Annotated in this window: 24 protein-coding genes; 18 read left to right on the top strand and 6 right to left on the bottom strand. The window is 71.6% G+C overall.

Annotated features, from left to right (window positions below; translation table 11 throughout):
• Nucleotides 1-72 precede the first annotated feature (72 nt).
• From ACZ597_RS23405 to ACZ597_RS23390, 4 genes are read left to right on the top strand one after another with little or no spacing between them, the layout of a single operon-like run.
• Nucleotides 73-1,230, top strand: coding sequence for an acyl-CoA dehydrogenase family protein (locus tag ACZ597_RS23405; protein WP_471333434.1), 1,158 nt, complete (start codon nucleotides 73-75; stop codon nucleotides 1,228-1,230).
• A gap of 5 nt (nucleotides 1,231-1,235) precedes the next feature.
• Nucleotides 1,236-2,126 carry an acyl-CoA thioesterase II gene (gene tesB / locus ACZ597_RS23400; RefSeq protein ID WP_471333281.1) on the top strand — a complete coding sequence of 297 codons (891 nt, stop codon included), beginning with the start codon at nucleotides 1,236-1,238 and terminating at the stop codon, nucleotides 2,124-2,126.
• Between the two features lie 19 nt (nucleotides 2,127-2,145).
• Entirely contained in the window at nucleotides 2,146-3,147 is a 1,002-nt protein-coding gene (locus tag ACZ597_RS23395) for a cation diffusion facilitator family transporter (RefSeq protein ID WP_471333278.1), read from the top strand.
• 4 nt (nucleotides 3,148-3,151) lie between these two features.
• Nucleotides 3,152-3,559, top strand: coding sequence for a helix-turn-helix transcriptional regulator (locus ACZ597_RS23390; protein ID WP_471333274.1), 408 nt, complete (start codon nucleotides 3,152-3,154; stop codon nucleotides 3,557-3,559).
• A 7-nt stretch (nucleotides 3,560-3,566) separates the two neighbouring features.
• On the opposite strand, the gene ACZ597_RS23385 is transcribed toward ACZ597_RS23390, so the two are convergent.
• The 3 genes from ACZ597_RS23385 to ACZ597_RS23375 all read right to left on the bottom strand — a co-directional run bounded on the left by ACZ597_RS23385 (nucleotide 3,567) and on the right by ACZ597_RS23375 (nucleotide 5,909).
• Nucleotides 3,567-4,385 carry a DUF4253 domain-containing protein gene (locus tag ACZ597_RS23385; protein WP_471333271.1) on the bottom strand — a complete coding sequence of 273 codons (819 nt, stop codon included), beginning with the start codon at nucleotides 4,383-4,385 and terminating at the stop codon, nucleotides 3,567-3,569.
• An 82-nt stretch (nucleotides 4,386-4,467) separates the two neighbouring features.
• Entirely contained in the window at nucleotides 4,468-5,274 is an 807-nt protein-coding gene (locus tag ACZ597_RS23380; protein WP_471333431.1) for a phosphatase, read from the bottom strand.
• A gap of 56 nt (nucleotides 5,275-5,330) precedes the next feature.
• Nucleotides 5,331-5,909 (bottom strand): SACE_7040 family transcriptional regulator, encoded by a 579-nt coding sequence (locus tag ACZ597_RS23375; protein ID WP_471333268.1) that lies wholly within the window; start codon nucleotides 5,907-5,909, stop codon nucleotides 5,331-5,333.
• A 100-nt stretch (nucleotides 5,910-6,009) separates the two neighbouring features.
• Here ACZ597_RS23375 and ACZ597_RS23370 point away from each other — a divergent pair, with 100 nt between their 5' ends.
• From ACZ597_RS23370 to ACZ597_RS23325, 10 genes are all read left to right on the top strand, one after another.
• Entirely contained in the window at nucleotides 6,010-7,626 is a 1,617-nt protein-coding gene (locus tag ACZ597_RS23370; protein WP_471333266.1) for a carboxyl transferase domain-containing protein, read from the top strand.
• Between the two features lie 30 nt (nucleotides 7,627-7,656).
• Nucleotides 7,657-9,723 carry an acetyl/propionyl/methylcrotonyl-CoA carboxylase subunit alpha gene (locus tag ACZ597_RS23365; RefSeq protein ID WP_471333263.1) on the top strand — a complete coding sequence of 689 codons (2,067 nt, stop codon included), beginning with the start codon at nucleotides 7,657-7,659 and terminating at the stop codon, nucleotides 9,721-9,723.
• Between the two features lie 11 nt (nucleotides 9,724-9,734).
• On the top strand, nucleotides 9,735-10,655 hold the full coding sequence (locus ACZ597_RS23360) for a hydroxymethylglutaryl-CoA lyase (RefSeq protein ID WP_471333429.1): 921 nt from the start codon (nucleotides 9,735-9,737) through the stop codon (nucleotides 10,653-10,655).
• A gap of 7 nt (nucleotides 10,656-10,662) precedes the next feature.
• Nucleotides 10,663-11,823, top strand: a complete 1,161-nt coding sequence (locus ACZ597_RS23355; RefSeq protein WP_471333259.1) for an acyl-CoA dehydrogenase family protein — start codon at nucleotides 10,663-10,665, stop codon at nucleotides 11,821-11,823.
• Between the two features lie 148 nt (nucleotides 11,824-11,971).
• Nucleotides 11,972-13,018, top strand: coding sequence for an ABC transporter substrate-binding protein (locus tag ACZ597_RS23350; RefSeq protein ID WP_471333257.1), 1,047 nt, complete (start codon nucleotides 11,972-11,974; stop codon nucleotides 13,016-13,018).
• A gap of 123 nt (nucleotides 13,019-13,141) precedes the next feature.
• Nucleotides 13,142-14,050, top strand: coding sequence for a siderophore-interacting protein (locus ACZ597_RS23345; protein WP_471333254.1), 909 nt, complete (start codon nucleotides 13,142-13,144; stop codon nucleotides 14,048-14,050).
• Nucleotides 14,051-14,230: 180 nt separating this feature from the next.
• Nucleotides 14,231-15,721, top strand: a complete 1,491-nt coding sequence (locus tag ACZ597_RS23340) for a pyridoxal phosphate-dependent decarboxylase family protein (protein ID WP_471333252.1) — start codon at nucleotides 14,231-14,233, stop codon at nucleotides 15,719-15,721.
• Nucleotides 15,705-17,006 (top strand): lysine N(6)-hydroxylase/L-ornithine N(5)-oxygenase family protein, encoded by a 1,302-nt coding sequence (locus ACZ597_RS23335; RefSeq protein WP_471333250.1) that lies wholly within the window; start codon nucleotides 15,705-15,707, stop codon nucleotides 17,004-17,006. The genes ACZ597_RS23340 and ACZ597_RS23335 overlap by 17 nt, the downstream gene beginning before the upstream one ends.
• Complete coding sequence (locus ACZ597_RS23330; protein WP_471333247.1) at nucleotides 17,003-17,593, top strand: GNAT family N-acetyltransferase; 591 nt, start codon at nucleotides 17,003-17,005, stop codon at nucleotides 17,591-17,593. Before ACZ597_RS23335 ends, ACZ597_RS23330 begins: the two co-directional genes overlap by 4 nt.
• The gene (locus tag ACZ597_RS23325) at nucleotides 17,590-19,371 is read left to right on the top strand and encodes an IucA/IucC family protein (protein ID WP_471333245.1); all 1,782 of its coding nucleotides are present in this window, start codon (nucleotides 17,590-17,592) and stop codon (nucleotides 19,369-19,371) included. Before ACZ597_RS23330 ends, ACZ597_RS23325 begins: the two co-directional genes overlap by 4 nt.
• 66 nt (nucleotides 19,372-19,437) lie before the next feature.
• On the opposite strand, the gene ACZ597_RS23320 is transcribed toward ACZ597_RS23325, so the two are convergent.
• Nucleotides 19,438-21,018: a beta-N-acetylhexosaminidase gene (locus ACZ597_RS23320; RefSeq protein WP_471333242.1), complete on the bottom strand. Its 1,581-nt coding sequence runs from the start codon at nucleotides 21,016-21,018 to the stop codon at nucleotides 19,438-19,440.
• Between the two features lie 63 nt (nucleotides 21,019-21,081).
• Between ACZ597_RS23320 and ACZ597_RS23315 the strand changes: the two genes are divergently transcribed.
• The 3 genes from ACZ597_RS23315 (at nucleotide 21,082) to glmS (ending at nucleotide 24,234) form a co-directional block, all read left to right on the top strand.
• The gene (locus ACZ597_RS23315; protein WP_471333239.1) at nucleotides 21,082-21,972 is read left to right on the top strand and encodes a DUF4429 domain-containing protein; all 891 of its coding nucleotides are present in this window, start codon (nucleotides 21,082-21,084) and stop codon (nucleotides 21,970-21,972) included.
• A gap of 106 nt (nucleotides 21,973-22,078) precedes the next feature.
• Nucleotides 22,079-22,354 carry a hypothetical protein gene (locus ACZ597_RS23310; protein WP_007264192.1) on the top strand — a complete coding sequence of 92 codons (276 nt, stop codon included), beginning with the start codon at nucleotides 22,079-22,081 and terminating at the stop codon, nucleotides 22,352-22,354.
• A 62-nt stretch (nucleotides 22,355-22,416) separates the two neighbouring features.
• Entirely contained in the window at nucleotides 22,417-24,234 is a 1,818-nt protein-coding gene (gene glmS, locus ACZ597_RS23305) for a glutamine--fructose-6-phosphate transaminase (isomerizing) (RefSeq protein ID WP_471333236.1), read from the top strand.
• A 105-nt stretch (nucleotides 24,235-24,339) separates the two neighbouring features.
• Here the strand turns inward: glmS and ACZ597_RS23300 are convergent, their stop codons facing one another.
• Nucleotides 24,340-24,906, bottom strand: a complete 567-nt coding sequence (locus tag ACZ597_RS23300; protein WP_471333233.1) for an acetate uptake transporter — start codon at nucleotides 24,904-24,906, stop codon at nucleotides 24,340-24,342.
• 99 nt (nucleotides 24,907-25,005) lie between these two features.
• Entirely contained in the window at nucleotides 25,006-25,536 is a 531-nt protein-coding gene (locus ACZ597_RS23295; protein WP_362461766.1) for a universal stress protein, read from the bottom strand.
• 417 nt (nucleotides 25,537-25,953) lie between these two features.
• On the opposite strand from ACZ597_RS23295, the gene ACZ597_RS23290 reads away from it, so the two are divergent.
• Complete coding sequence (locus tag ACZ597_RS23290) at nucleotides 25,954-26,340, top strand: hypothetical protein (protein WP_471333230.1); 387 nt, start codon at nucleotides 25,954-25,956, stop codon at nucleotides 26,338-26,340.
• The last annotated feature ends 136 nt before the right edge of the window (nucleotides 26,341-26,476 follow it).

The following is a 26,476-nucleotide window of genomic DNA, read 5'->3' as shown; positions in this document are numbered from 1 at the left end:
CCCGCCGGTAACTTAGCTATGAGCAAGCGCTTAGACATGGGCGGCGGACTGCCGCGACGAAGGGAGCCGGCCGTGCGCCGTACGGTGTTCAACGAGGACCACGAGGCGTTCCGCGAGACCCTCCGCGCCTTCATCGAGGCCGAGGTCGTCCCCGTCTACGACGAGTGGTTCCAGGCCGGCCAGGCGCCGCGCGACTTCTACTACAAGCTCGGCGAGCTGGGCATCTTCGGCATCAACGTGCCCGAGGAGTTCGGCGGCGCGGGCCTGGACACCCACAAGTTCGAGGCCGTCCTCTACGAAGAGACCTCCCGCGCGGGCGTCAACTTCGGCGGCTCCGGCGTGCACGTGCTGCTCGCCCTGCCCTACATCAAGATGCTCTCCACGGACGAGCAGAAGAAGCGCTTCCTCCCGAAGTTCGTCTCCGGTGAGGAGATGTGGGCGCTGGCGATGACCGAGCCGGGCACCGGTTCCGACGTCGCGGGCATGAAGACCACCGCCAAGCTCTCCGAGGACGGCAGCCACTACGTCCTCAACGGCTCCAAGACCTTCATCACCGGCGGCGTCCACGCCGACCGCGTGATCGTCTGCGCCCGCACCTCCGCCCCGTCGGCCGAGGACCGCCGATTCGGCATCTCCCTCTTCGCCGTGGACACCAAGTCCGAGGGCTACTCGATAGGCCGCAAGCTCGACAAGCTGGGCCTGAAGACCTCCGACACCGCCGAGCTGGCGTTCGTCGACGTCAAGGTCCCGGTCGAGGACCTGCTCGGCGAGGAGGGCAAGGGCTTCTACTACCTCGGCCACAACCTGGCCTCCGAGCGCTGGGGCATCGCCTTCGGCGCCTACGCCCAGGCCGCCGCGGCCGTCCGGTTCGCCCAGCAGTACGTCACGGACCGCACCGTCTTCGGCAAGCCGGTCGCGCACTTCCAGAACACCAAGTTCGAGCTGGCCGCCTGCCAGGCCGAGGTGGACGCCGCCCAGGCCGTCGCCGACCGCGCGCTGGAGGCCCTGGACGCCGGCGAGCTGACCCCGGCCGAGGCCGCCTCCGCGAAGCTCTTCTGCACCGAGGTCGCGCACCGCGTCATCGACCGCTGCCTCCAGCTGCACGGCGGCTACGGCTACATGAACGAGTACCCGATCGCCCGCCTGTACGCCGACAACCGCGTCAACCGCATCTACGGCGGCACCAGCGAGATCATGAAGTCGATCATCGCCAAGTCGATGGGTCTGTAACCCACTTGGCTGAGTTCGAAAGAGACGCGGCCCTGGCCGACCTCCTCGATCTGCTCGACCTGGAGCAGATCGAGGAGAACATCTTCCGCGGCACGAGCCGCACCTCCCTGGTGCCGCGCGTGTTCGGCGGCCAGGTCGCGGCCCAGGCCCTGGTCGCGGCCGGCCGGACGGTGCCCGCGGACCGGCTGCCGCACTCGCTCCACTCGTACTTCCTGCGGACCGGCGACTCCGGTGCGCCGATCGTGTACTCCGTGGACCGGATCCGCGACGGGCGGTCCTTCACCACCCGCCGCGTGGTCGCCGTCCAGCACGGACAGCCGATCTTCCACCTCTCCGCGTCCTTCCAGACGTACGAGGAGGGCATGGAGCACCAGGCCGCCATGCCGGCCGCGCCGGACCCCGAGACCCTGCCGACGGCCGCCGAGGCACTGCCGGCGTACCGGGAGATCTTCCGCGACCCCGGCACCGTCGAACGGCTGCTGGAGGCGCGCGGCGCCGTGGACCTGCGGTACGCGACCACCCCGCCCTGGGGCACGGTCGGCGAGCCGCTGGAGCCCCGCTCCCAGGTCTGGTTCCGGACCCGGGGCAAGCTCGCGGACGACCCGCTGCTGCACATCTGCCTGGCCACCTACGTGTCCGACATGACCCTGCTCGACTCGGTGCTGCTCGCTCACGGCCGGGGCGGCTGGGCCGTCGGCGACGTGGTCGGCGCCTCGCTGGACCACGCCATGTGGTTCCACCGGCCCTTCCGCGCCGACGAATGGCTCCTGTACGACCAGGAGTCCCCCTCGGCCTCCGCCGGCCGGGGCCTGGGCCAGGCCCGCATCTGGACCCAGGACGGCCGCCTGGCGGTCACCGTGATCCAGGAGGGTGTCGTGCGCGTCCCGCGCGGCTGAGCGGACGTACCGTCGCCCCATGCCGGTCGAAGCCGATGCCGAAGCCTCGGACGCGGGGGCGGGATCCGAGAGCGTCGCCACGGTGGTCGTCGCCGTGGTCACCAACCTGGCCATCGCCGCCGCGAAGGCCTTCGCCGGGATCGTCAGCGGGTCCAGCGCGATGCTGGCCGAGGCCGCGCACTCGGTGGCCGACACGGTCACCGAGGTGCTGCTGCTCGCCTCCTTGAAGCGCAGCGCCCGGCCCGCCGACGAGGCGCACCCGCTGGGGTACGGGCCCGAGCGCTACATCTGGGCGCTGCTCGCCTCCATCGCCACGTTCGCGGGCGGCGCCGTCTTCGCCTTCTACGACGGGATCCACACCCTGGTGCACGGGGAGGAGCCCGGCGACCCGGTGTTCTCGTACGCCGTCCTCGCGGTCGCGTTCGTCCTGGAGGGGTACTCGCTGCTGGTGGCCTGGCGGCAGGTGACGGGCGAGGCGGCCCGGACGCGGGCGCCGCTGGGCCTGTACGTGAAGCACACCCCGGACACGGCGGTGAAGGCGGTGCTGCTGGAGAACGCCGCCGCGCTGATCGGCCTCGCGCTGGCGGCGGGCGGGCTGTCGGGGGCCCGGCTGACGGGCTCGGGCGTCTACGACGGGGTGGCCTCGCTGCTGATCGGGCTGCTGCTGGTGGCGGTGGCGTGGGAGCTGGGGCGCTCGAACGCGCAGTACCTGATCGGGCGGCCGCTGCCCGCGCCGATGCGGGCGGAGGTGCGCGAGGAGCTGCTGTCGGTCCTGCACATCGAGGGGGTGCTGGAGCTGACCACCCTGGTGCAGGGGCCGGACGAGGTGCTGATCGCGGCGAAGGTGGACTTCCACGACCTGGCGTCGGCCCGGCAGGTGGAGGCGGCCTGCGAGGACGCGGAGGACCAGCTGCGGGAGCGGTGGCCGGCGATCCGCCGGGTCTACCTGGACCCGACGCCCACCCCGCCGCCCGCATCCCCCGCGGAACCTTCGGTACCGCCCGGGGCTGTGCAAGGCTGAACGGGTGAACCTGGAGGACCTCGCCCGGCTGCGCCGGGCCCGCGACCTGATGGACCGCGACTACGCGGAGCCGCTCGACGTCGCCGCGCTGGCGCAGGTCGCCCTGATGTCGGCGGGGCACTTCTCGCGCAGCTTCCGCGCCGCGTACGGGGAGACCCCGTACAGCTACCTGATGACGCGCCGGATCGAGCGGGCCAAGGCCCTGCTGCGGCGGGGCGACCAGTCGGTGACGGAGGTCTGCTTCGCGGTGGGCTGCACCTCGCTGGGCTCCTTCAGCGCGCGGTTCACGGAGCTGGTGGGCGAGAGCCCGAGCGCGTACCGGGCCCGCGACCACGAGGCGGACGCGGCCCTGCCGGCCTGCCTGTCGAAGATCCACACGCGGCCGGTCAGGAACGGCCCCCACGCGACGTAGACCCGCCTCAGTCCCACCAGAACGACCAGTGGGCCTGGCCCACCAGCGCCTCCTCGGCGTACGCGCGGACGGTGCCGGAGCCCTGCCAGACGTTGTCGGGGCAGAACGCGAAGTGCTCGGCGGCGACCGGGAGGGCCTCGGCGAGCGTCCGGGGCGGGGCCGCCACCGACAGGTCGAGCGTGGCGAAGCCGAGCGCGAGGACGCGGGCGCCGAAGCGGTCCTCCCAGGAGCGCAGGACCGCGCTGATGCGGGCGGTGTCGTTCTCGTGGTTGAGCGGGCCGCTCCAGCCGAGCGCGGCCGGTACGTCGGCCCCGCGCCCGGCGGGGACCAGGGCCAGCCGGGGGCAGCCGAGCAGACCCTGCCCGAGGAGTTCGCCGGCGAGCGCGGCGGCAGCCGCTCCGGGCTCGGCGGCCGGGGTGCCGGGCCAGGCGGTGCCCGGCCAGGACCGGGCGAAGGGGGCGATGAGCTCCTCGCCCTCGGCGCCCTCCTCGCGGTCGGGGACGACCGCGTCCCAGTACTCCCGCAGCACGGTCTGGACGTCGTGGTCGTCCGGGTCGGAGCACCGGTCCGGCTCCGCGTTCTCCTCGTCCTCCCACCACCGCTCGGGCCCGTGCCGGTCGTGCAGCAGTACGCCCCGCAGCCCGGCGGGTGCGGGGTACGACGCGGCCGGGGCGTCCACCGGCCCGTCGGAGAGCCACAGCAGCGGCTCCCGGCGCGACCGCCGCAGCCGTCCGCGCACCGCGCGGGTGATCAGCCGGCCCGGCGGCAGCCCGGGAACGGCGGTGGCGGAGTCCAGCGCGGACAGGGGGTTCGCGGCGTCGGTCATACGGCCGACCGTAGGCGGGGCCACTGACAACACCCCCGCCCGCAGGCACCGTTCACGGCCGCCCGGGACCGGGCGGCCGGCGCTAGACCAGGCCCGCCGCCGAGAGCAGGTACGCCACCATCGGGTCGTAGTAGCGGGGGTCGCGGACGTGGTCGTCCAGCGGGACGGCCACCTGGAGGGTGCCCTCCGCCTCGCCCAGGAACAGCGCCGGGTCGTTGCAGTCCGCGTACCCCACCGCGTCGAGCCCGCGCTGCGCCGCGCAGCCCGCCCAGCCGTGGTCGGCGACGACCAGGTCCGGCTGCGGGCGGCCCTCCGCCGCGAGGCCGTCCAGGATCGCGGCCATCGGGGCCGGGGAGTGGGTGTGCCACAGGGTCGCGCCCCGCTCCAGCACGGCCACGTCGGCGAACTGCCACACCGAGCCCTCGTCGGCGATCAGGCCGGCCGGGATGCGGACGATCTCGCAGCCCGCGGCGCGCAGCGCGTCGGCGGTGGCGCGGTGGACGTCGAGCAGCCCGCCGGGGTGGCCGGTGGCCAGCAGCACGCTGTGGCGGTCGAGGGCCGCCTTGTGCAGCCGGGCCGCCATCCGGTCCAGGCCCGCGACGGTCAGTTCCGGGTCGATGGTGTCCTGGCCGGCGCGGTGGGCCGGGTCGTCGACGACGCCGACGCGCTCGGCCATCACGGCCAGTACGTCCTGCTCGTCGGCCCAGCGGTCGCCCAGCTCCAGGCCGAGCCAGTAGTGCCGGTCGCCGTTGGCGAGCTTGCGGTAGTGGGAGAGGTTGTTCTCGCGCGGGGTGGCCACCTGCCCCGCGATCCGCGTGCGGACCAGGTGGTCGATGAGTTCGGCGCGGCTGGGTACGGGCGTCTCTATCGGCTTCGGCATGCGGCCCATTCTGCCGCCGCCCACCCGGAGGCGTCCGTTCCGCCAAGTACCGCTCAAGCCGCGCCTCACCCCGACAACGCCCCGAAGGCCCCGTTCGCCAGCCTGCGCAGCAGCGACTCGGTGGCCTCGCGGCCCGGCGCGCCCAGGTGGGGGGTGGAGTTCAGCAGGCCGAAGACGGCGTGCACGGCCACCCGTACCTCCGCCTCGCCGACCTCGGGGTGCAGCTCCCGCACGACCTGGACCCACAGCTCGACGTACTGCCGCTGGAGCTGGCGCACGAGCTTGCGGTCGGCCTCGCGCAGCCGGTCGAGCTCGCGGTCGTGCAGGGTGATCAGCGCCCGGTCGTCGAGGGCGAAGTCGATGTGGCCCTCGACGAGGGAGGCGAGGATCGCCTCCGGGTCCCCGGCCGCCTCCTCGACGCGCCGCCGGCCGCCGGTCAGCAGCCGCTCGCTGATCCCGACGAGCAGCTCGGCGAGCATGGCGTCCTTGCCGGCGAAGTGCCGGTACAGACCGGGGCCGCTGATGCCGACCGCCGCCCCTATCTCGTCCACGCCGACGCCGTGGAAGCCGCGCTCCGCGAAAAGACGAGCGGCCTCACTGAGGATCTGCTCGCGACGGGTCGGGGTGGCCGCTCTGGTGCTCATGGAAATCCATTCTAGACAGGGCGGTTAGCGCTCGTTAACCTGAGACCCGAACGCGTTAACGGTCATTAACAAAGCGTGCACGAGCAAGGGAGCTCGACCGATGCAGCAGGCACCAGTGCTGACGAGCGCCGCGGACCCGGCGTCCGAGGCCTGGCGGACCAATGAGGCCGCCCACCGCGAACTCGCCGAAGGCCTGCGCGCCCGGCTCGACGCGGCCCGCCTCGGCGGCGGCGAGAAGGCCCGCGCCCGCCACACCGCGCGCGGGAAGCTGCTCCCCCGCGAGCGCGTGGACACCCTCCTCGACCCCGGTTCCCCCTTCCTGGAGCTGGCCCCGCTGGCCGCCGAGGGGATGTACGGGGGCGCCGCCCCCGCCGCCGGGGTGATCGCGGGCATCGGCCGGGTCAGCGGGCGCGAGTGCGTGATCGTCGCGAACGACGCCACCGTCAAGGGCGGCACGTACTACCCGATGACCGTGAAGAAGCACCTGCGCGCCCAGGAAGTGGCCCTGGAGAACCGTCTCCCCTGCCTCTACCTGGTCGACTCCGGCGGCGCCTTCCTCCCCATGCAGGACGAGGTCTTCCCCGACCGGGAGCACTTCGGCCGGATCTTCTACAACCAGGCCCGCATGTCCGGGGCCGGCATCCCGCAGATCGCCGCCGTCCTCGGCTCCTGCACGGCCGGCGGGGCCTACGTCCCGGCGATGAGCGACGAGGCCGTCATCGTCCGCAACCAGGGCACGATCTTCCTCGGCGGCCCGCCGCTGGTGAAGGCCGCCACCGGTGAGGTCGTCACGGCCGAGGAGCTCGGCGGCGGCGAGGTCCACTCCCGCGTCTCCGGCGTGACCGACCACCTCGCGGAGGACGACGCGCACGCGCTGCGGATCGTACGGAACATCGTGGCGACACTGCCCGAGCGCGGGGCCCTGCCCTGGTCGGTCGAGGCTCCCGAGGAGCCCAAGGTGGACCCGTACGGGCTGTACGGGGCGGTCCCCGTCGACTCCCGCACCCCCTACGACGCCCGCGAGATCATCGCCCGGATCACCGACGGCTCCCGCTTCCAGGAGTTCAAGTCCGAGTTCGGGCAGACCCTGGTCACCGGCTTCGCCCGGATCCACGGCCACCCGGTCGGCATCATCGCGAACAACGGCATCCTGTTCGCCGAGTCCGCCCAGAAGGGCGCCCACTTCATCGAGCTGTGCGACCAGCGCGGCATCCCGCTCCTCTTCCTCCAGAACATCTCCGGCTTCATGGTCGGCCGCGACTACGAGGCCGGCGGCATCGCCAAGCACGGCGCGAAGATGGTCACGGCCGTGGCCTGCGCCCGGGTCCCGAAGCTGACCGTGGTCGTCGGCGGCAGCTACGGCGCGGGCAACTACTCGATGTGCGGCCGGGCGTACTCGCCGCGTTTCCTGTGGATGTGGCCCAACGCCAAGATCTCGGTGATGGGCGGCGAGCAGGCCGCCTCGGTGCTGGCGACCGTCAAGCGGGACCAGATCGAGGGTGCGGGCCAGGAGTGGCCGGCCGAGGACGAGGAGGCCTTCAAGGCCCCGGTCCGCGCGCAGTACGAGGAGCAGGGCAACGCCTACTACGCCACCGCGCGGCTGTGGGACGACGGGGTCATCGACCCGATGGAGACCCGGCAGGTGCTGGGGCTGGCCCTGACCGCGTGCGCGAACGCCCCGCTGGGCGACCGCGGCTACGGCATCTTCCGCATGTGATCCGTGACTTGTGACGTGAGGACCTCACTGATGTTCAGCACTGTTCTGGTGGCGAACCGGGGCGAGATCGCCGTACGGGTCATCCGCACCCTGCGGGAGCTCGGCATCCGCTCCGTCGCCGTCTTCAGCGACGCGGACGCCGACGCCCGCCACGTGCGCGAGGCCGACACGGCCGTCCGGATCGGCCCGGCGGCCGCCGCCGAGAGCTACCTGTCGGTGGAGCGGCTCCTCGACGCCGCGAAGCGCACCGGCGCCGAGGCCGTCCACCCCGGCTACGGCTTCCTCGCCGAGAACGCCGCGTTCGCGGCGGCCTGCACGGCGGCCGGGCTGGCCTTCATCGGGCCGCCCGCCTCCGCCATCTCCCTGATGGGCGACAAGATCACGGCCAAGGAGACCGTCCGGGCGGCCGGCGTCCCGGTGGTCCCGGGCTCGTCCGGCAGCGGCCTGACGGACGCCGAACTGGCCGCGGCCGCCTCGGAGATCGGCATGCCGGTGCTGCTCAAGCCCTCGGCGGGCGGCGGCGGCAAGGGCATGCGGCTGGTGCGGGACGAGGCGGTGCTGGCCGAGGAGATCGCGGCCGCCCGCCGCGAGGCGAAGTCCTCCTTCGGCGACGACACCCTGCTCGTGGAGCGGTGGATCGACCGGCCCCGGCACATCGAGATCCAGGTGCTGGCCGACGCCCACGGGAACGTGGTGCACCTGGGCGAGCGCGAGTGCTCCCTCCAGCGGCGCCACCAGAAGGTCATCGAGGAGGCCCCCTCTGTCCTGCTGGACGAGAAGACCCGTGCGGCGATGGGCGCGGCGGCCGTGGAGGCGGCGCGCTCCTGCGGGTACGTCGGCGCGGGCACGGTGGAGTTCATCGTGCCGGGCGGGGACCCGTCCTCGTACTACTTCATGGAGATGAACACCCGCCTCCAGGTGGAGCACCCGGTGACCGAGCTGGTCACGGGCCTGGACCTGGTGGAGCAGCAGCTGCGGGTCGCCTCCGGCGAGGCCCTGCCCGTCACCCAGGACGAGATCCGGCTGACCGGGCACGCGATCGAGGCCCGCGTCTGCGCGGAGGACCCGGCGCGCGGGTTCCTGCCGTCCGGCGGCACGGTGCTGGCGCTGTCGGAGCCGGACGGCGGCGCGGTGCGCACCGACTCCGGGCTGACGGCGGGCGTTCCGGTGGGCTCGACGTACGACCCGATGCTGTCGAAGGTCATCGCGTACGGGCCCGACCGGGCCAGTGCCCTGCGGGTGCTGCGGGGTGCTCTGGCCGACACCGTGATCCTGGGTGTCCAGACCAACGCCGGCTTCCTGCGGCGTCTGCTCGCGCACCCCGATGTGGTGTCGGGGGAGATGGACACCGGTCTGGTCGAGCGGGACCTCCCGTCCCTCCTGCCCGACGGCGTCCCGCCGGAGGTGTACGCGGCGGCTGCGCTGCTGGCGCGTCCCGCGGGGGCGGAGCGGGCCGGCTGGGTCGACCCGTTCGGCTCGGCCAACGGCTGGCGCCTGGGCGGCACCCCCGCCTGGACGGTGCACCACCTCCGCCTCCCCGGGCAGGACCCCGTGGAGGTCCGCACCCGGCAGCGGGGAACGGAGCAGGAGCTCCTGCTGCCCGCACCCGACGACGGCGCCGCGCCAGATCAGGCCTCGCCGGCGATTGAGGCGCGGGGTCTGGGGCAGAGCCCCAGCGCACCGGCGCGCGCCCGGATCGTCACCCTCACCGCCGACACCGTCACCGTCGAACTGGACGGCGTCACGCACCGGTTCAGCCACGCCACCTCCCCGGACGGGGTCTGGCTCGGCCGCGACGGCGACAGCTGGCACGTCCAGCACCACGACCCGGTCACCGCGAAGGGCGCGGCCGGCGCGGGGGCGGACACCCTCGCAGCCCCGATGCCCGGCACCGTCACCGTCGTCAAGGTCGCCGTAGGCGACAAGGTGACGGCCGGTCAGAGCCTGCTGGTGGTCGAGGCGATGAAGATGGAGCACGTCATCTCCGCCCCGCACGCCGGCACCGTCACCGAACTCGACGTCACCCCGGGCACCACCGTGGCCATGGACCAGGTCCTGGCCGTGGTGACCCCCGACGAAGAGGAGGAGGCCTCGTGAACGGGCTGCCCATGACCGTCCCGGCCCCCGCCGGGCTCCCGCCGCGCGTGCGCATCCACGAGGTCGGCGCGCGGGACGGGCTGCAGAACGAGAAGACGGCCGTACCGACGGAGGTGAAGGCCGAGTTCGTCCACCGGCTCGCCGCGGCCGGCCTCACCACCATCGAGGCCACCAGCTTCGTCCACCCCAAGTGGGTCCCCCAACTGGCGGACGCCGAGCAGCTCTTCCCCCTGCTCTCCGACGTCGGGGCACAGCTCCCGGTCCTGGTCCCCAACGAACGGGGCCTGGACCGGGCACTCGCCCTGGGCGCCACCCGCATCGCGGTGTTCGGCTCGGCCACCGAGACCTTCGCCGCCCGCAACCTGAACCGCACCGTCGCCGAGTCCCTCGCCATGTTCGAGCCCGTCGTGGCCCGCGCCAAGGCGCAGGACGCGCACGTCCGGGGCTATCTCTCCATGTGCTTCGGCGACCCCTGGGAGGGGCCGGTCCCGGTCCGCCAGGTGGTCTCCGTCGCCAAGGCCCTGCTCGACCTCGGCTGTGACGAGCTGAGCCTCGGCGACACCATCGGCGTCGCCACGCCCGGCCACGTGCAGGTCCTGCTGTCCGCGCTGAACGAGGAGGGCGTGGCGACCGGCCGGATCGGCGTGCACTTCCACGACACCTACGGCCAGGCGCTGTCCAACACCCTCGCCGCGCTCCAGCACGGCGTGACCACGGTCGACGCCTCCGCCGGAGGCCTCGGCGGCTGCCCGTACGCGAAGAGCGCCACCGGCAACCTCGCCACCGAGGACCTGGTGTGGATGCTCGACGGCCTCGGCATCGAGACCGGGGTCGACCTCGCCGCCCTCACCGCCACGAGCGTGTGGATGGCCGAACAGCTGGGACGCCCCAGCCCCTCCCGTACCGTCCGCGCCCTCTCCCACAAGGAGTAGTCACACCATGTCCCTCGACCACCGGCTCACCCCCGAGCACGAGGAACTCCGCCGCACCGTCGAGGCGTTCGCGCACGACGTGGTCGCGCCGAAGATCGGCGACCTGTACGAGCGGCACGAGTTCCCGTACGAGATCGTCCGCGAGATGGGCCGCATGGGCCTGTTCGGCCTGCCCTTCCCGGAGGAGTACGGCGGCATGGGCGGCGACTACCTCGCCCTCGGCATCGCCCTGGAGGAGCTGGCCCGCGTCGACTCCTCGGTCGCGATCACCCTGGAGGCGGGCGTCTCCCTGGGCGCCATGCCCCTGTACCTGTTCGGCTCCGAGGAGCAGAAGCGGCAGTGGCTGCCGAAGCTGTGCTCCGGCGAGGTGCTCGGCGCGTTCGGCCTCACCGAGCCCGGCGCGGGCAGTGACGCGGGCGGGACCCGCACCACCGCCGTGCGCGACGGCGACGAGTGGGTGATCAACGGCTCGAAGTGCTTCATCACCAACTCCGGTACGGACATCACGGGCCTGGTCACCGTCACGGCCGTCACCGGCCGCAAGGCGGACGGCCGCCCGGAGATCTCCTCGATCATCGTCCCGTCCGGCACCCCGGGCTTCACGGTGGCCGCTCCGTACTCCAAGGTCGGCTGGAACTCCTCCGACACCCGCGAGCTGTCCTTCGACGACGTACGGGTTCCGCTCGCCAACCTGGTCGGCCAGGAGGGCCGCGGCTACGCCCAGTTCCTGCGCATCCTGGACGAGGGCCGCATCGCCATCGCGGCCCTGGCCACGGGTCTCGCGCAGGGCTGCGTGGACGAGTCGGTGAAGTACGCCAAGGAGAGGCAGGCCTTCGGCAAGCCGATCGGCGACAACCAGGCCATCCAGTTCAAGCTGGCCGACATGGAGACGCGCGCCCACATGGCCCGCATCGGCTGGCGCGACGCGGCCTCCCGGCTGGTGCACGGGGAGCCGTTCAAGAAGGAGGCGGCGATCGCGAAGCTGTACTCCTCGACGGTCGCCGTCGACAACGCCCGGGACGCCACGCAGATCCACGGCGGCTACGGCTTCATGAACGAGTACCCGGTGGCCCGCATGTGGCGGGACTCCAAGATCCTGGAGATCGGCGAGGGTACGAGCGAGGTCCAGCGCATGCTGATCGCCCGCGAACTGGGCTTCGCCGGCTGACGGAAGCACCCGCGCCGAGCGGGGAACGACGAGGGGACCCGAAAAATTAGGGTCCCCTTATCGCTTTCGGCCAAGGTTAGGCTAACCTTCCCACCGAACGGCCTCGGGTCCCCCGGCCGCCCCTGCACGTACGAAAGCGGACTTAGCCATGCCCAAGCCCAGCTCCACGTTCCTCTCCCGCCGCGGTCTCGTCGCCGCCGGCGGCGCCCTCGGCCTCGTCGCGGCACTCACCGCGTGCGGCGGCAACGACAAGGCGAAGGACGCTGAGGGCGACAAGGGCAGCACGGCCGCCGCCTCGGGCGCCTGGAGCTTCAAGGACGACCTCGACAAGACCGCGAGCGCCAAGTCCACGCCGAAGAACATCGTGGCCTACACCGGCACCGCGGCCGCGCTGTACGACTACGGCGTGCAGGTCAAGGGCGTCTTCGGCCCGACCAAGCTGGCCGACGGCAAGCCCGACCCGATGGCCGGCTCGATGGACATCTCCAAGGTCGAGATCCTCGGCAACGTCTACGACGAGTTCAACGTCGAGAAGTACGCGGCCCTGAAGCCGGAGCTCCTCGCCACCAACACCTGGGACGGCACGTACTGGTACGTCCCCGAGGCCTCCAAGGACAAGATCCTGAAGCTGGCCCCGGCCGCCGCGATCGGCGTGGGCGACAAGGCCTCCATGGACAAGGCCCTGGAGCGCACCGCGGACCTCGCCAAGTCCCTCGGCGCCGACCTGAACTCCAAGAAGTCCGCCGACGCCAAGGCCCGCTTCGACGCCGCCTCCGCCAAGGTCCGCGAGGCCGTCAAGACCAACCCGGGCATCAAGGTGCTCGTCGGCTCCGGCGCCGACCAGCTCTTCTACGTCTCCACCCCGAAGACCTCGGCCGACCTGAAGTACTTCGAGTCCCTGGGCGTCGAGTTCGTCGCCCCGGAGCAGGACAAGCTGGACCCGCAGGGCTTCTACGAGAGCCTCAGCTGGGAGAACGCCGGCAAGTACAAGGCCGACGTCGTCCTGCTCGACAACCGCACCCAGGCCCTGCAGCCCGAGGCCCTGAAGGCCAAGCCGACCTGGAACGAGCTGCCCGCCGTCAAGGCCGGCCAGGTCGCCCCGCGCGTGACCGAGCCGATCTACTCGTACGAGAAGTGCGCGCAGCTCCTCGAGGACCTCGCCAAGACCATCCAGAACGCCAAGAAGGTCTCCTGACCCTCTTCCGCCGGCTCTGAAGGCCGGGCCGCGGGCCACCGCCCGCGGCCCCGCCTCCGGCACCGACCGCCCGGCACCACACCCGCCGCCGGCTCCCATTCGAATCCCAGGGGGGACTCGCGCATGACCGCCACCGCGTCCGAGACCGAACAGGCCGTGGCGCACTTCCGCTTCTTCACGATGGAAGTGCTGCGCACGCGCCGCCTCGGCCACTCGTTCCTGCGCGTCACCTTCGGCGGCGAGTCCCTGGCGGACTTCAGATCGGGCGGGTACGACCAGAGCCTCTCGCTCTTCCTGCCGCCGGCGCACGCCGAGCACACCGAACTGCCCTCCACCGACGAGGACACCTGGTTCGGGGCCTGGCGCGCGATGCCGGACGAGGACCGCCCGGTGATGCGCTCGTACACGGTGCGCGAGCAGCGGCGTACGGACGATGGCGTGGACGAGGTCGACATCGATTTCGTCCTCCACGGCGACGCGTCCCCCGCCTCCGGCTGGGCGGGCCGGGCCGTCACCGGCCGCCGGATCATGGCGATCGGGCCGGCCGTCGCGGAGAACAAGTCCGTGCGCTTCCAGCCCGCGGCCGCCACCGACGCCTTCCTGATGTACGCGGACGAGACGGCGCTGCCCGCCGCCGCCGCGATCCTGGACCGGCTCCCGGCCGGGACGAAGGTCAGGGCCTGGTTCGAGGTCCCGCACGCGGACGACCGGCTCGACCTGCGCACCGCCGCCGACGCGGACATCACCTGGATCGTGCGCGAGAAGGGCGCGTCCGGCCCCGACCGGGCGGGCCGCGTGGTGGAGGCGATGCGGGCGGCGGAACTGCCCGCCGCCGAAGCCCCGTACGCCTGGCTCGCGGGCGAGGCGGGCACGATCCGCGCGGTGCGCCGCCACTTGGTGCAGGAACGTTCCATCGACCGGCGCGCGGTGCGCTTCACCGGCTACTGGCGGCTCGGGGCGAGCGAGGAGCAGCTGCTCGCCGAGGCGTACGCGGGCAAGGCCCCGAGCGAGGACCCCGCGTCCGCCCTCTAGCCAACGCCCGTGCCGTGCAAGGAGTTTCACACGGGAGGCCCCGGCATTCGCCGGGGCCTCCCGCATTTGTGATCGAATTTAGGTTAGGCTAACCTAACCCATGCATCGCCAGTCACACCCCGCCCCCGCTTCTCCCCCAGCCACCGCTGGGAGGTATCCCCACTGCCCGGAGGAAAGTTGATGCGCTCGCATCTGCTGAACGAGACGACCGCGGACCTCTACCGGCGCTCCGTCACCGAGGGCGTCGACCGCGTCGCCGCCAAACTCGCCACGACCGAGCGGCCCCACACCGGCATATCCGTCGACGAACTCGCCCCGGTCATCAACGGGATCGACCTCGACAAGCCGCTCGGTGACGCCACCGCCGCCCTCGACGAGCTGGAGGACGTCTACCTCCGCGACGCCGTCTACTTCCACCATCCGCGCTACCTGGGCCACCTCAACTGCCCGGTGGTCATCCCCGCGGTGGTCGGCGAAGCGGTCCTGTCGGCCGTCAACTCCTCCCTCGACACCTGGGACCAGTCCATCGGCGGCACGCTCATCGAGCGCCGCCTGATCGAGTGGACCGCCCGCCGCATCGGCCTCGGCGAAGGCGCGGACGGCATCTTCACCTCCGGCGGCAGCCAGTCGAACTTCCACGCCCTGCTCCTCGCCCGCGACGAGGCCTGCCGGATCGTGATGAAGCGCGCCCTCGACGAGGGCACCGAGCTCACCAAGGCCGAACTGCTTCCGAAGCTGCGCATCTTCACCTCCGAGGCCAGCCACTTCAGCGTCCAGAAGTCCGCCGCCATGCTCGGCCTCGGCTACGAAGCCGTCATCTCGGTGCCGGTCGACCGCAACCGCCGCATGGACACCGCGGTACTCGCCCTGGAGCTGGAGAGCTGCGCCGCCGAGGGCCTCTTCCCCATGGCCGTCGTCGCCACCGCCGGCACCACCGACTTCGGGTCCATCGACCCGCTCCCCGAGATCGCCCGCCTGGCCGGCGAGCACTCCGCGTGGATGCACGTGGACGCCGCCTACGGCTGCGGACTGCTGGTCTCCCCCACCCGCCGGCACCTCCTCGACGGCATCGAGAACGCCGACTCGGTCACCGTCGACTACCACAAGTCGTTCTTCCAGCCCGTGAGCTCCAGCGCGATGCTGGTCCGCGACCGCGACACCCTCAAGCACGCCACGTACCACGCGGACTACCTCAACCCGCGCCGGATGGCCGAGGAGCGGATCCCGAACCAGGTCGACAAGTCCATCCAGACCACGCGCCGCTTCGACGCCCTCAAGCTCTGGATGACCCTCCGCATCATGGGCGCCGACGGCGTCGGCTCGCTCTTCGACCAGGTCGTCGACCTCGCCGCCGCAGGCTACGAGGTCATCGCGGCCGACCCGCGCTTCGAGGTCGTCGTCGAGCCGCAGATCTCCACCCTCGTCTTCCGCTACCTGCCCGTCGGCGAGACGCGCCCGGACCTCGTCGACGAGGCCCAGCTGCACGCCCGCAAGGCCCTGTTCGCCTCCGGTGAGGCCGTCGTCGCCGGCACCAAGGTGGACGGGAAGCAGTACCTGAAGTTCACCCTCCTCAACCCGCAGACCACGACGTCCGACATCGCGGCCGTCCTCGACCTCCTCGCCGCACACGCCGAGCAGTTCCTGGGAGAATCCCTTGCCGTCCACCGCTAAGCCCCACGACTTCATCGGCATCGGCCTGGGTCCCTTCAACCTGGGACTCGCCTGCCTGACCGCGCCGATCGACGAGCTCGACGGGCTGTTCATCGAGTCGAAGCCGCACTTCGAGTGGCACGCCGGAATGTTCCTGGACGGCGCGCACCTGCAGACGCCGTTCATGTCGGACCTGGTCACCCTCGCCGACCCGACCTCGCCCTTCTCCTTCCTGAACTACCTGAAGGACAAGGACCGGCTGTACTCCTTCTACATCCGGGAGAACTTCTACCCGCTGCGTGCCGAGTACAACGACTACTGCCGCTGGGCCGCCGACCGGCTCGACAACGTCCTGTACTCCACCTCCGTCACCGAGGTGACGTACGACGAGGCCGCCGGCGTGTACGAGGTCCGCACGGACCGCGGCGAGACCCACCGGGCCCGCCGCCTGGTCCTGGGCACCGGCACCCCGCCGCACGTCCCGGCGTCCTGCGAGAACCTCGGCGGGGACTTCCTGCACAACTCCTCGTACATGCAGCACAAGGAGTCCCTCCAGAAGAAGAAGTCGATCACCCTGGTCGGCTCGGGCCAGAGCGCGGCCGAGATCTACTACGACCTCCTCGCCGAGATCGACGTACACGGCTACCAGCTCAACTGGGTGACCCGCTCCCCGCGCTTCTTCCCGCTGGAGTACACGAAGCTCACGCTGGAGATGACCTCGCCGGAGTACGTGGACTACTTCCACGCCCTCCCCGAGGAGACCCGCTACCGGCTGGAGACCCAGCAGAAGAACCTCTTCAAGGGCATCGACGGCGACCTCATCAACGCCATCTTCGACCTGCTCTACCAGAAGAAGATCACCATGCCGGGCGCGGTCCCCACGACCCTCCTGACCAACACCTCCCTGAACAGCACGGCGTACGACACCACCACGGGCACGTACACCCTCGGGCTGCGCCAGGAGGAGCAGGAGCGGGACTTCTCCCTCTCCACGGAGGGCCTGGTCCTGGCCACCGGCTACAAGTACCGGATCCCGGAGTTCCTGGCCCCGGTCCACGACCGGCTGAACTTCGACGGCCACGGCCGCCTCGACGCGGGCCGCAACTACGCGGTCGACGTCACCGGCCACGGGGTGTACCTCCAGAACGGCACCACCCACAACCACTCCCTCACCTCTCCCGACCTGGGCATGGCCGCGTACCGCAACGCGTACATCGTCGGTGAGCTGCTCGGCCGCGAGTACTACAAGGTCGAGAAGTCCATCGCGTTCCAGCAGTTCACCGCCCCGGAAGGCATGCACGCATGAGCACCACCCCCGAACTCCTCTTCGCCCGCACCGACGCGGCCCTCGGGCACTTCTCGATCCGCCCGCTGGACCCCTTCGCGGACGCGGAGCTCCTGCACGGCTGGGTGACGCACCCGAAGGCCGCGTTCTGGATGATGCAGGACGCCTCCCTCACCGAGGTCGAGCGCGAGTACGTGCGCATCACCGCGCACGAGGACCACCACGCCTTCATCGGCCTCCACGAGGGCCGCCCGGCGTTCCTCATGGAGAGCTACGACCCCTCGAAGCTGGAGCTGGTCGGCCTGTACGACGCCCAGCCCGGCGACGTCGGCATGCACTTCCTGGTGGCCCCGTCGGACACCCCGATATCCGGATTCACCCGCGCGGTGATCACCACGGTCATGGCCTCCCTCTTCGCCGACCCGGCGACGGCGCGGGTCGTCGTCGAGCCGGACGTCCGCAACAAGGCGGTCCACGCCCTGAACGAGGCCGTCGGCTTCGTCCCCGAGCGCGAGGTCCAGAAGCCCGAGAAGGTCGCCCTGCTCAGCTTCTGCACCCGCGAGCAGTTCGAGGCGGCCACCGCCCTCACGACGGGAGTTCCGGCATGAGCCTCGCCGACGCCGTATCCCACCTCTCCCCCGAGCTGTGGGCCCGCGCCAACCGCGCCCTGGTCCGCAAGGCCCTCGCGGAGTTCTCGCACGAGCGCCTGCTGACCCCCGAGCCGCTGGGCGGGGACCTCTACTCGGTCCGCAGCGACGACGGCACGGTGGAGTACCGCTTCCGCTCGGCCCTGCACGCCCTGGACCACTGGGCGGTGGACGAGGAGTCCATCACCCGCCACGGCAACGGCACCGAGCTCCCGCTCGACGCCCTGGACTTCCACATCGAACTCCAGCAGACCCTGGGCCTGAGCGCGGAGGTCCTGCCGGTCTACCTGGAGGAGATCTCCTCCACCCTGGCCGGCGCGGGCTTCAAATACACCAAGCCCCAGCTCTCCTCCGCCACCCTCGCGAAGTCCACCTTCCAGGACATCGAGACGGGCATGACGGAGGGCCACCCCTGCTTCGTCGCCAACAACGGCCGGCTGGGCTTCGGCGTGCACGAGTACCTCTCGTACGCCCCGGAGACGGCGAGCCCGGTCCACCTGGTGTGGGTCGCCGCCCGCAAGGACGTGTCCACCTTCACGGCGGGCGCCGGCCTGGACCACGACGCCTTCATGCGCGAGGAGCTGGGCGAGGACGCCCTCACCCTCTTCGCGGCGAAGATGACCTCCCTGGGCCTGGACCTGGCGGACTACCACCTCCTGCCCATCCACCCCTGGCAGTGGTGGAACAAGACCACGGTCACCTTCGCGGCCGAGATCGCGAACCGCCGCCTGGTCCTGCTGGGCGAAGGCTCCGACGCCTACCTCGCGCAGCAGTCGATCCGCACCTTCTTCAACACCACCACCCCGACGAAGCACTACGTCAAGACGGCCATCTCCGTCCTCAACATGGGCTTCATGCGCGGCCTGTCCGCCGCCTACATGGAGGCCACCCCGGCCATCAACGACTGGCTGCACCAGCTGATCGAGTCGGACGAGGTCCTGCGGTCGGTCGACTTCTCGATCATCCGCGAGCGAGCGGCGATCGGCTACCACCACCGCCAGTACGAGCGCGCGACGGACCGCTACTCGCCGTACCGCAAGATGCTGGCCGCCCTGTGGCGCGAGTCCCCGGTGAACTCCCTGCGCGACGGCGAGCGCCTGGCCACGATGGCCTCGCTCCTCCACGTCGACGCGGACGGCAAGTCCTTCGTGGGCGCCCTGATCGCCGAATCGGGCCTCACCCCGGCGGAATGGCTGAAGCCCTACCTCCGCGCCTACCTGCTCCCCCTCCTGCACTGCTTCTACCAGTACGACCTCGCGTACATGCCGCACGGCGAGAACACGATCCTGGTCATCAAGGACGGCGTCGTCCAGCGGGCGATCTTCAAGGACATCGCCGAGGAGATCGTGGTCATGGACCCGGACGCGGTCCTCCCGCCGGCGGTGGAGCGCGTCCGCGCGGACATCCCGGAGGACATGAAGCTCCTGTCGGTCTTCACGGACGTCTTCGACTGCTTCTTCCGCTTCCTCGGCTCGATCCTGGTCTCGGAAGGCATCTGTACGGAGGAGGTGTTCTGGAAGGCGGTGGCGGACTGCGCCCACGACTACCAGGACTCGGCGCCCGCCCTGGCGGACCGCTTCGCGCAGTACGACCTGTTCGCGGAGGAGTTCCAGCTGTCCTGCCTGAACCGCCTCCAGCTGCGCAACAACAAGCAGATGGTCGACCTCGCCGACCCGGCGGCGGCCCTCCAGCTGATCGGCACCCTCAAGAACCCCGTCGCGCCCTTCGCCCGGCGCTGACGGCCCGGGGCGGGCGCGGCTTCGAATACGGTCCCTCGAACCCGCGCCCGCCCCGCCCCTCGGCGACTACTCCCAGGGCACCTCCGGCGACCGGTAGTACGCCGTGTCCTGCGCGGTCAGGCGGGGGCCCTGGGCGGCCAGGCGGGGGCGGTACGCGGGCCAGTCCAGGGACGCGGCCGGGGACCAGCCGAGTTCCGCGAGGCCGAGGAGGCGGGGGAACGCCATCAGCTCCCAGTCCGCGCGGGTCGCGATGGTCTCCGTCCACAGGGGGGCTTCCACGCCGAGGACGGCGGATTCCGGGACGTCCGGGAGATAGGTGCCCGGGTTCCAGGAGTAGGAGCGCTGCACCGGGACGTAGCCGGCCCAGGCCAGGCCGGGCTTCGTCGCCTTGTCGTACTTCATGTCCAGGTAGGCGCGGTCCGCCGGGGAGAGGATCAGGGCGTGGCCCTGCCGGGCGGCTGCCGCCACCGCCGACTTCTCCGCCGCCGCCGTCTTGTCGTGCCCCCAGTACTGGAGGACCGCGCCCGGCGCCGGGCGGGCGTTCGCGAGCTGGTGCCAGGCCACCACCGTCTTGCCGTGCCGGCCCACCACCGCCTGGGCGCGGTCCATGAAGGCCGCGTAGTCCGCCGCCGGGGTGGAGTGGGCCTCGTCGCCGCCGATGTGGAGGTAGCGGCCGGGGGTGAGGGCGGCCAGTTCGCCGAGGACGTCGTCGATGAACTCGTACGTGCGCTCCTTGCCCACGCACAGCGAGCTGAAGCCGACCTTGATCCCGGTGTAGCGCTCGGGGGCCTTACCGTCGCAGTTCAGCTCCGCGTAGGAGGCCAGGGCGGCGTTGACGTGGCCCGGCATGTCGATCTCCGGGACCACGTCGACGTAGCGGCGCGCCGCGTAGGCGACCAGTTCCCGGTATTCCGCCTTGGTCCAGTGGCCGCCGGGGCCGCCGCCGACCTCGCTGCCGCCGCCGTACGTCGCCAGGCGCGGCCAGGAGTCGACGGCGATGCGCCAGCCCTGGTCGTCGGTGAGGTGCACGTGCAGGGTGTTGATCTTGTACTGGGCGAGCTGGTCGACGTACCGCTTGACCTGTTCGAGGGGGAAGTGGTGGCGGGCGATGTCCACCATCGCGCCGCGGTACGCGAAGCGCGGGGTGTCCGTGACCTCGCCGCCCGGGACCTCGCCCGGGCCCCGCACCGGCAGCAGCTGCCGCAGCGTCTGCCCGCCGCGGAAGAGGCCCGCCGGGGCGTGAGCGGTCAGGGTGACCCCGGAGGGGGTGGTCCGCAGCCGGTAGCCCTCCGCGCCCAGCTCCCGCGCCCGGCCGTCCAGCAGCAGCCGGATCCCCTCCCCCTCCTCCCCGTCGACCACCGGCAGCGGCAGCCCGGGCCCGCGCAGCTGCTCCGCGAAGAGCTCGCCGACCTGCCGCACCTCCTGCGGGGAACCCGGGCCGGTACGGATCACCGTGCCCGCGCCGATGGCGTACCCGGCACCGCCCGAAGGCCGCGCGGAGGCCGGCGCGGGCAGGAGCCGTTCGTAGGGGGCGAGGGCGGCGGGGCGGCCGGCGCCGGGTCTGGCCTCGTCGCCCCGGGCCGCGGTGCAGGAGACGGCGGCGCAGAGGACCAGGAGGGCGGCGAGCGTGCGACACGGGGCTCTCATGCGCCCAGGTATAGGCCAAACGGCCCCCTCTGGGGCCCCACATCGCGGTGGGAGAATCACCGGATGGCGGAAATCATCCAGAAGGACGGTACTTGGACCTTCGACGGGGACACGGTGCGCATCGTGCCGGGCCGCGACAAGGGGGTGGGGCTGCTCCGGCAGCACCTGGGCGAGGTGGTCGTGCCGCTGCGCGCGATCGGGGGGATCAGCCACGAGCCGGGGCGCAAGGCGGGCCGGCTGCGGCTGCGGCTGCGGGACGGGGCGGACCCGCTGGTGCAGGTGACGGGCGGGCGGCTGCCGGAGGCTTCGGACCCGTACCGGCTGTCGGTGGAGTCGGACCGCAGCGGCGTCGCGGAGTACTTCGTGGACGAGGTGCGCAACGCCCTGCTGCTGGACCAGGTGGATCCGGGGCCGTGCGACGCGTACCTGATGCCGGGGCCGCCGGTGCCGCTCTCGTTCGGCGCGGGCGACGGCACGGCGTCCTTCGACGGCGACCGGGTGGTGCTGGACTGGAACTGGACCACCGAGGAGGCCAAGCGCTCGGGGGGTCCGTGCGAGTTCCGGGTCGCCGACGTGCGGGCGGTGGACTGGTCCCCGTCGAAGGGCCTGGACAACGGCTGGCTGCGCTTCACGCTGGAGGGCGCCCCGCCGGCGTCCGCGCCCAAGTACGACCGCTGCGCGGTGGAGCTCTTCGGCTTCAAGAAGGACCCGCTGATGGCGCTGGTCGCGGCGGCCGTGGCGGTGCGGATGCCCCATCCGGCGGCTCCCGCGCCCGAGCCGGAACGGCCGGTGCCGCTGCCGCTCGCGGATTCGGCCCCGGCGCTGGCGGGCGAGGCCGCGGACCACGACACCCTGCTGCGGCGGCTGCGCGAGGTGGGCGAGCTGCACCAGTCGGGGATCCTCACCGCCGATGAGTTCTCGGCGGCGAAGGCGGCGATTTTGGGTCGATTCTGACCAAGGAGTACCGGAATCCACCCTTCCCTGGTCCAGACCAGCGAGATCCTGCCCGATATCGGGCAGGATCTTTGCGTTTCACTCCTTGGACAGTCAATATCTACTGGTGCTCGACCGCCGCCCGTCGCATGACGACCTCGTCGACCACCTGGTGCGCAGCACCGCGCTGCAGCGCGGGGAAGCCGCCCGGGTGGTGCTGGACGTGCTCGCGTACTTCAACGAGACGACGGAGGAGTTCGTCCGCCGCCGCCACCGGGAGCTGCAATCCGGGGGAGCGGTCAACGCGGAGATCTTCGAGCGGATCGCGGCCGAGCTGCCGCACCGCGCCGTGGCGCCCCCGGAGCTCTCGCTCCGGCAACTGCGCCGCATCGTCTACGGCTGACAGGGGCCGGACCGCCGGGCGCGGACGAGCAGGACACCGAACTTCAGGAGGGGCAAGACCGTATGTGCGGAATCGTCGGTTACATCGGCAAGCGTGACGTGGCACCGCTGCTGCTCGAAGGGCTGGCACGGCTGGAATACCGCGGGTACGACTCCGCGGGCATCGTCGTCAACAGCCCGAAGGCCGCCGCGCTGAAGATGGTCAAGGCGAAGGGCCGCGTCCGCGACCTGGAGGCCCGCGTCCCCAAGCGCTTCGCCGGCACCACCGGCATCGCCCACACCCGCTGGGCCACGCACGGCGCCCCGAGCGACACCAACTCGCACCCGCACCTGGACCCCGAGAACAAGGTCGCGGTCGTCCACAACGGCATCGTCGACAACGCCGCCGAGCTGCGCGTCAAGCTGGAGGCCGAGGGCGTCGTCTTCGCGTCCGAGACCGACACCGAGGTGATCACCCACCTGATCGCCCGCTCCCAGGCCGACAGCCTGGAGGAGAAGGTCCGCGAGGCGCTCAAGGTCATCGAGGGCACCTACGGCATCGCCGTGATGCACGCCGACTTCGCCGACCGCATCGTCGTCGCCCGCAACGGCTCCCCGGTCATCCTCGGCATCGGCGAGAAGGAGATGCTCGTCGCCTCCGACGTGGCCGCCCTGATCGCGCACACCCGCCAGGTCGTCACCCTCAACGACGGCGAGATGGCCACCCTCAAGGCCGACGACTTCCGCACCTACACCACCAGCGGTACGACGACGACCGCCACCCCGGAGACCGTGGAGTGGGAGGCCGCCTCCTATGACATGGGCGGCCACGACACCTACATGCACAAGGAGATCTCCGAGCAGCCCGACGCGGTCGACCGCGTGCTGCGCGGCCGGATCGACGACCGCTTCAACACCGTCCACCTGGGCGGCCTGAACCTGGACCCGCGCGAGGCCCGCGGCATCCGCCGGGTCAAGATCCTGGGCTGCGGCACCTCGTACCACGCGGGCCTGATCGGCGCCGGGCTGATCGAGAGCCTGGCCCGGATCCCCGCCGACGCCGAGCCGGCCTCCGAGTTCCGCTACCGCAACCCGGTCGTGGACCCCGACACCCTCTACATCGCCGTCTCCCAGTCGGGTGAGACGTACGACGTCCTCGCGGCCGTCCAGGAGCTCAAGCGCAAGGGCGCCCGCGTCCTCGGCGTGGTCAACGTGGTCGGCTCCGCGATCGCCCGCGAGGCCGACGGCGGCGTGTACGTGCACGCCGGCCCCGAGGTCTGCGTCGTCTCCACCAAGTGCTTCACCAACACGGTGGTCGCCTTCGCGCTGCTCGCCGTGCACCTGGGCCGGATCCGGGACCTGTCGGTCACCGACGGCAAGCGGATCATCGAGGGCCTGCGCAAGCTCCCGGCGCAGATCGAGGAGATCCTCAAGGGCGAGGAGGACATCAAGCGCCTCGCCGCCGAGTACGCCGACGCCAAGTCGATGATGTTCATCGGCCGCGTCCGCGGCTACCCGGTCGCCCTGGAGGCCTCCCTCAAGCTGAAGGAGATCTCCTACATCCACGCCGAGGCCTACCCGGCCTCCGAGCTGAAGCACGGCCCGCTCGCCCTCATCGAGCCGGCGATGCCGACGGTCGCGATCGTCCCGGACGACGACCTGCTGGAGAAGAACCGCGCGGCGCTGGAGGAGATCAAGGCCCGCAGCGGCCGGATCCTGGCCGTCGCCCACCGGGAGCAGGAGAAGGCCGACCACACCCTCCTCGTGCCCAAGAACGAGGACGAGCTGGACCCGATCCTGATGGGCATCCCGCTCCAGCTGCTGGCGTACCACACCGCCCTGGCCCTGGGCCGGGACATCGACAAGCCGCGCAACCTGGCGAAGTCCGTCACGGTCGAGTAGTCACCACCGCGCGCGAACGCGCCGCACGCGAGCGCACCGCACGCGGAAGGGGTGCCACCGGAACTCCGGTGGCACCCCTTCGCGTTGCCCCGCGATCCGGGCCCGTCAGCCCGCGGCGACCGCCCGTCCGGAGGTCCTGCCCAGCGCCATCGGCCAGTTGGCCAGCGCGGCCGTGGCCCCGTACCAGGCCAGCAGCCCGGACACGGCCGCGACCCAGCCGCCCGCCTTCGCCAGACCGGCGCTGTCCGCGAAGGCGGCTACGGCCAGCAGGAGGAGGGCGAGGGTCAGCAGGGCGTAGACGCCCTGGCCGAAGAGCCCGCTCGACGCGGCGAGCGTCAGGGTCAGCGCGAGCATCGCGAAGAGGACCAGAAACGTTCCGGCTGCCTCGTCGGAGACCGAGGCCCCCGCGCCCTTGGCCCAGGTGAACCAGAAGATGCCGAGGCCCGCGAAGGCGGTGCCGTTGAATCCGTTGCCGCCGCGGTATTCGAGGAGGCCGAGGAGGAAGAGGGCCGCGCCGCCGACGTACATCGCGAGCGACACGGAGTTGGCGGCGGTCACACCGGAGAGGACACCCGTGTGGCCGATACCGAACGCGAGAAGGGTGAGACCCAGGGCGATGTTCCCCAGGGTCGAAGTCGAGGCCGTGCTTCCCGCAGAGACACCATTGTCCACGGCGGGCTCCCTTCGATCTGCAGTTGTTTGCTGCGTCCCAGCAGCATTTATCTACCCTTTACAAGGGGGTTCACAACCGCACAACCGGCGCACAACGGGTTACGGAATGACAACAACGGGTCGCTGCGCCCGCTTCGCCAGCCGCCCCGCGACCGAGCCGAAGATCCGGCCGACGATCCCGTGAGTGGAACCCACCACGATGGCGTCCGCCGAGTACTCCCGGCCGACCTCCTCCAGTTCGTGGCAGATGTCACCCCCGCGCTCGACGAGGATCCACGGCACCTCGGACAGGTAGTCCGCGCAGGCCAGCTCCAGGCCCAGCACCTCGGTGCGGTGATCGGGCACGTCCACGAAGACGGGCGGCTCGCAGCCGGCCCACACCGTGGTGGGCAGCCGGTTCGCCACGTGGACGATGATCAGACCGGAACCGGAGCGCCGGGCCATGCCGATCGCGTAGGCCAGGGCGCGCTCACTGGACGTGGAGCCGTCGAAGCCCACCACCACGCCGTGGCGGAAGGCCGGGTCGCAGGGGTGACGTGTCTGTTCCACCGCGCGCAGGTCGCTCGATACGGAATCGGCGAGGTGCTTGCGCTTGCGGTCCGCGGGTTCGGAGAATTCGTGACCGGCCATGGATGTCTCGGGGAAGAGTCCTCGGGGGAAGCGACAGGGACGGTTTCGGCGACTCGGATCTTCTGACGACGGGGACCCTGGCCGCGAGCGTTTTCGACGACGCAGCGTGACCGGGCTCTGTCCTGGAAGCATCTTTCCAAGCCCTTACCCACCAGGGTACGGCGACACTCCTGTCCTGCACAGGGCATGCCGCCCTTGGAGAGCGTCCCAGGGAGCATGCCGGAGCGCGAGCGCCTTGGCAATGGCAGCTGCCCCCTACAGCCAGTGACGAGAGACCCTTGCGCCACCCGTGCGCGCAGTGACCGAGGCCCGTACCGGGGCGTTGGACAAGGGTCCGACCGTCCAGGAAGAGCCCGCAGGGAGTACGCCGTGCCCGGTCATCCGGTTCACCCCGTCCAGCCCGTCCAGCCCGCTCCGATGACGCGGTCCGCCCGGTCCGCCCGCTCCGCGCCGTCCTCCGGGCGCGCTCCGCTTCACCCGTCCGTGCAGTCCGCCGGACGGGTCCACGACGACCCGGCGGGTGACGTGGTGCGCTGGGCCGCCTTCAGCTGCCTGCTCGTACCCGTGGTCCTGGTGGTCTACGGGACCTCGTACGGCGGGGCCGCCGTGGCGACCCTGGGGCTGGCCGCCGTCACGGCCGCCTGCCGGGTGCTGCTGCGGTACTCGGAGAAGACGGAGCGGGCCGCGGCCCGCGTGCTGTCGGAGGATCCGCTTCCGTCCGGCCACCGCGGCCGGCACTCCCGTACCGGGGCCGGTTCGCACCGCGGCTGCCACGGTTCCGGCGGCACGTCCCCTCACGACTGACCGATTCGCACGTACACACCCGGCTGTTTTCAGCCAACTTCCGGACGCTGTGCTTCCCTTGCCGGAATGTCCCCCCGTCCCCCCCACCACCAGCGACTACGGGCGACAGGGGACGATTCGACCCCATGAGTACTGG

Source organism: Streptomyces sp. NPDC040718, assembly GCF_055593565.1.
The sequence above is the reverse complement of the archived record's forward strand: the minus strand, read 5'-3'. Positions and strand labels throughout refer to the sequence as shown.

What these genes read in the sequence shown, in the direction of transcription:
- ACZ597_RS23295 (WP_362461766.1), bottom strand. Translation starts at nt 25,536, where the DNA reads ATGGCCGGTCACGAATTCTCCGAACCCGCGGACCGCAAGCGCAAGCAC.
- ACZ597_RS23330 (WP_471333247.1), top strand. Translation starts at nt 17,003, where the DNA reads ATGAGCACCACCCCCGAACTCCTCTTCGCCCGCACCGACGCGGCCCTC.
- ACZ597_RS23320 (WP_471333242.1), bottom strand. Translation starts at nt 21,018, where the DNA reads ATGAGAGCCCCGTGTCGCACGCTCGCCGCCCTCCTGGTCCTCTGCGCC.
- ACZ597_RS23350 (WP_471333257.1), top strand. Translation starts at nt 11,972, where the DNA reads ATGCCCAAGCCCAGCTCCACGTTCCTCTCCCGCCGCGGTCTCGTCGCC.
- ACZ597_RS23345 (WP_471333254.1), top strand. Translation starts at nt 13,142, where the DNA reads ATGACCGCCACCGCGTCCGAGACCGAACAGGCCGTGGCGCACTTCCGC.
- ACZ597_RS23375 (WP_471333268.1), bottom strand. Translation starts at nt 5,909, where the DNA reads ATGAGCACCAGAGCGGCCACCCCGACCCGTCGCGAGCAGATCCTCAGT.
- glmS (WP_471333236.1), top strand. Translation starts at nt 22,417, where the DNA reads ATGTGCGGAATCGTCGGTTACATCGGCAAGCGTGACGTGGCACCGCTG.
- ACZ597_RS23315 (WP_471333239.1), top strand. Translation starts at nt 21,082, where the DNA reads ATGGCGGAAATCATCCAGAAGGACGGTACTTGGACCTTCGACGGGGAC.
- ACZ597_RS23360 (WP_471333429.1), top strand. Translation starts at nt 9,735, where the DNA reads ATGACCGTCCCGGCCCCCGCCGGGCTCCCGCCGCGCGTGCGCATCCAC.
- ACZ597_RS23395 (WP_471333278.1), top strand. Translation starts at nt 2,146, where the DNA reads ATGCCGGTCGAAGCCGATGCCGAAGCCTCGGACGCGGGGGCGGGATCC.
- ACZ597_RS23340 (WP_471333252.1), top strand. Translation starts at nt 14,231, where the DNA reads ATGCGCTCGCATCTGCTGAACGAGACGACCGCGGACCTCTACCGGCGC.
- ACZ597_RS23290 (WP_471333230.1), top strand. Translation starts at nt 25,954, where the DNA reads ATGACGCGGTCCGCCCGGTCCGCCCGCTCCGCGCCGTCCTCCGGGCGC.
- ACZ597_RS23370 (WP_471333266.1), top strand. Translation starts at nt 6,010, where the DNA reads ATGCAGCAGGCACCAGTGCTGACGAGCGCCGCGGACCCGGCGTCCGAG.
- ACZ597_RS23365 (WP_471333263.1), top strand. Translation starts at nt 7,657, where the DNA reads ATGTTCAGCACTGTTCTGGTGGCGAACCGGGGCGAGATCGCCGTACGG.
- ACZ597_RS23325 (WP_471333245.1), top strand. Translation starts at nt 17,590, where the DNA reads ATGAGCCTCGCCGACGCCGTATCCCACCTCTCCCCCGAGCTGTGGGCC.
- ACZ597_RS23385 (WP_471333271.1), bottom strand. Translation starts at nt 4,385, where the DNA reads ATGACCGACGCCGCGAACCCCCTGTCCGCGCTGGACTCCGCCACCGCC.
- ACZ597_RS23355 (WP_471333259.1), top strand. Translation starts at nt 10,663, where the DNA reads ATGTCCCTCGACCACCGGCTCACCCCCGAGCACGAGGAACTCCGCCGC.
- ACZ597_RS23380 (WP_471333431.1), bottom strand. Translation starts at nt 5,274, where the DNA reads ATGGGCCGCATGCCGAAGCCGATAGAGACGCCCGTACCCAGCCGCGCC.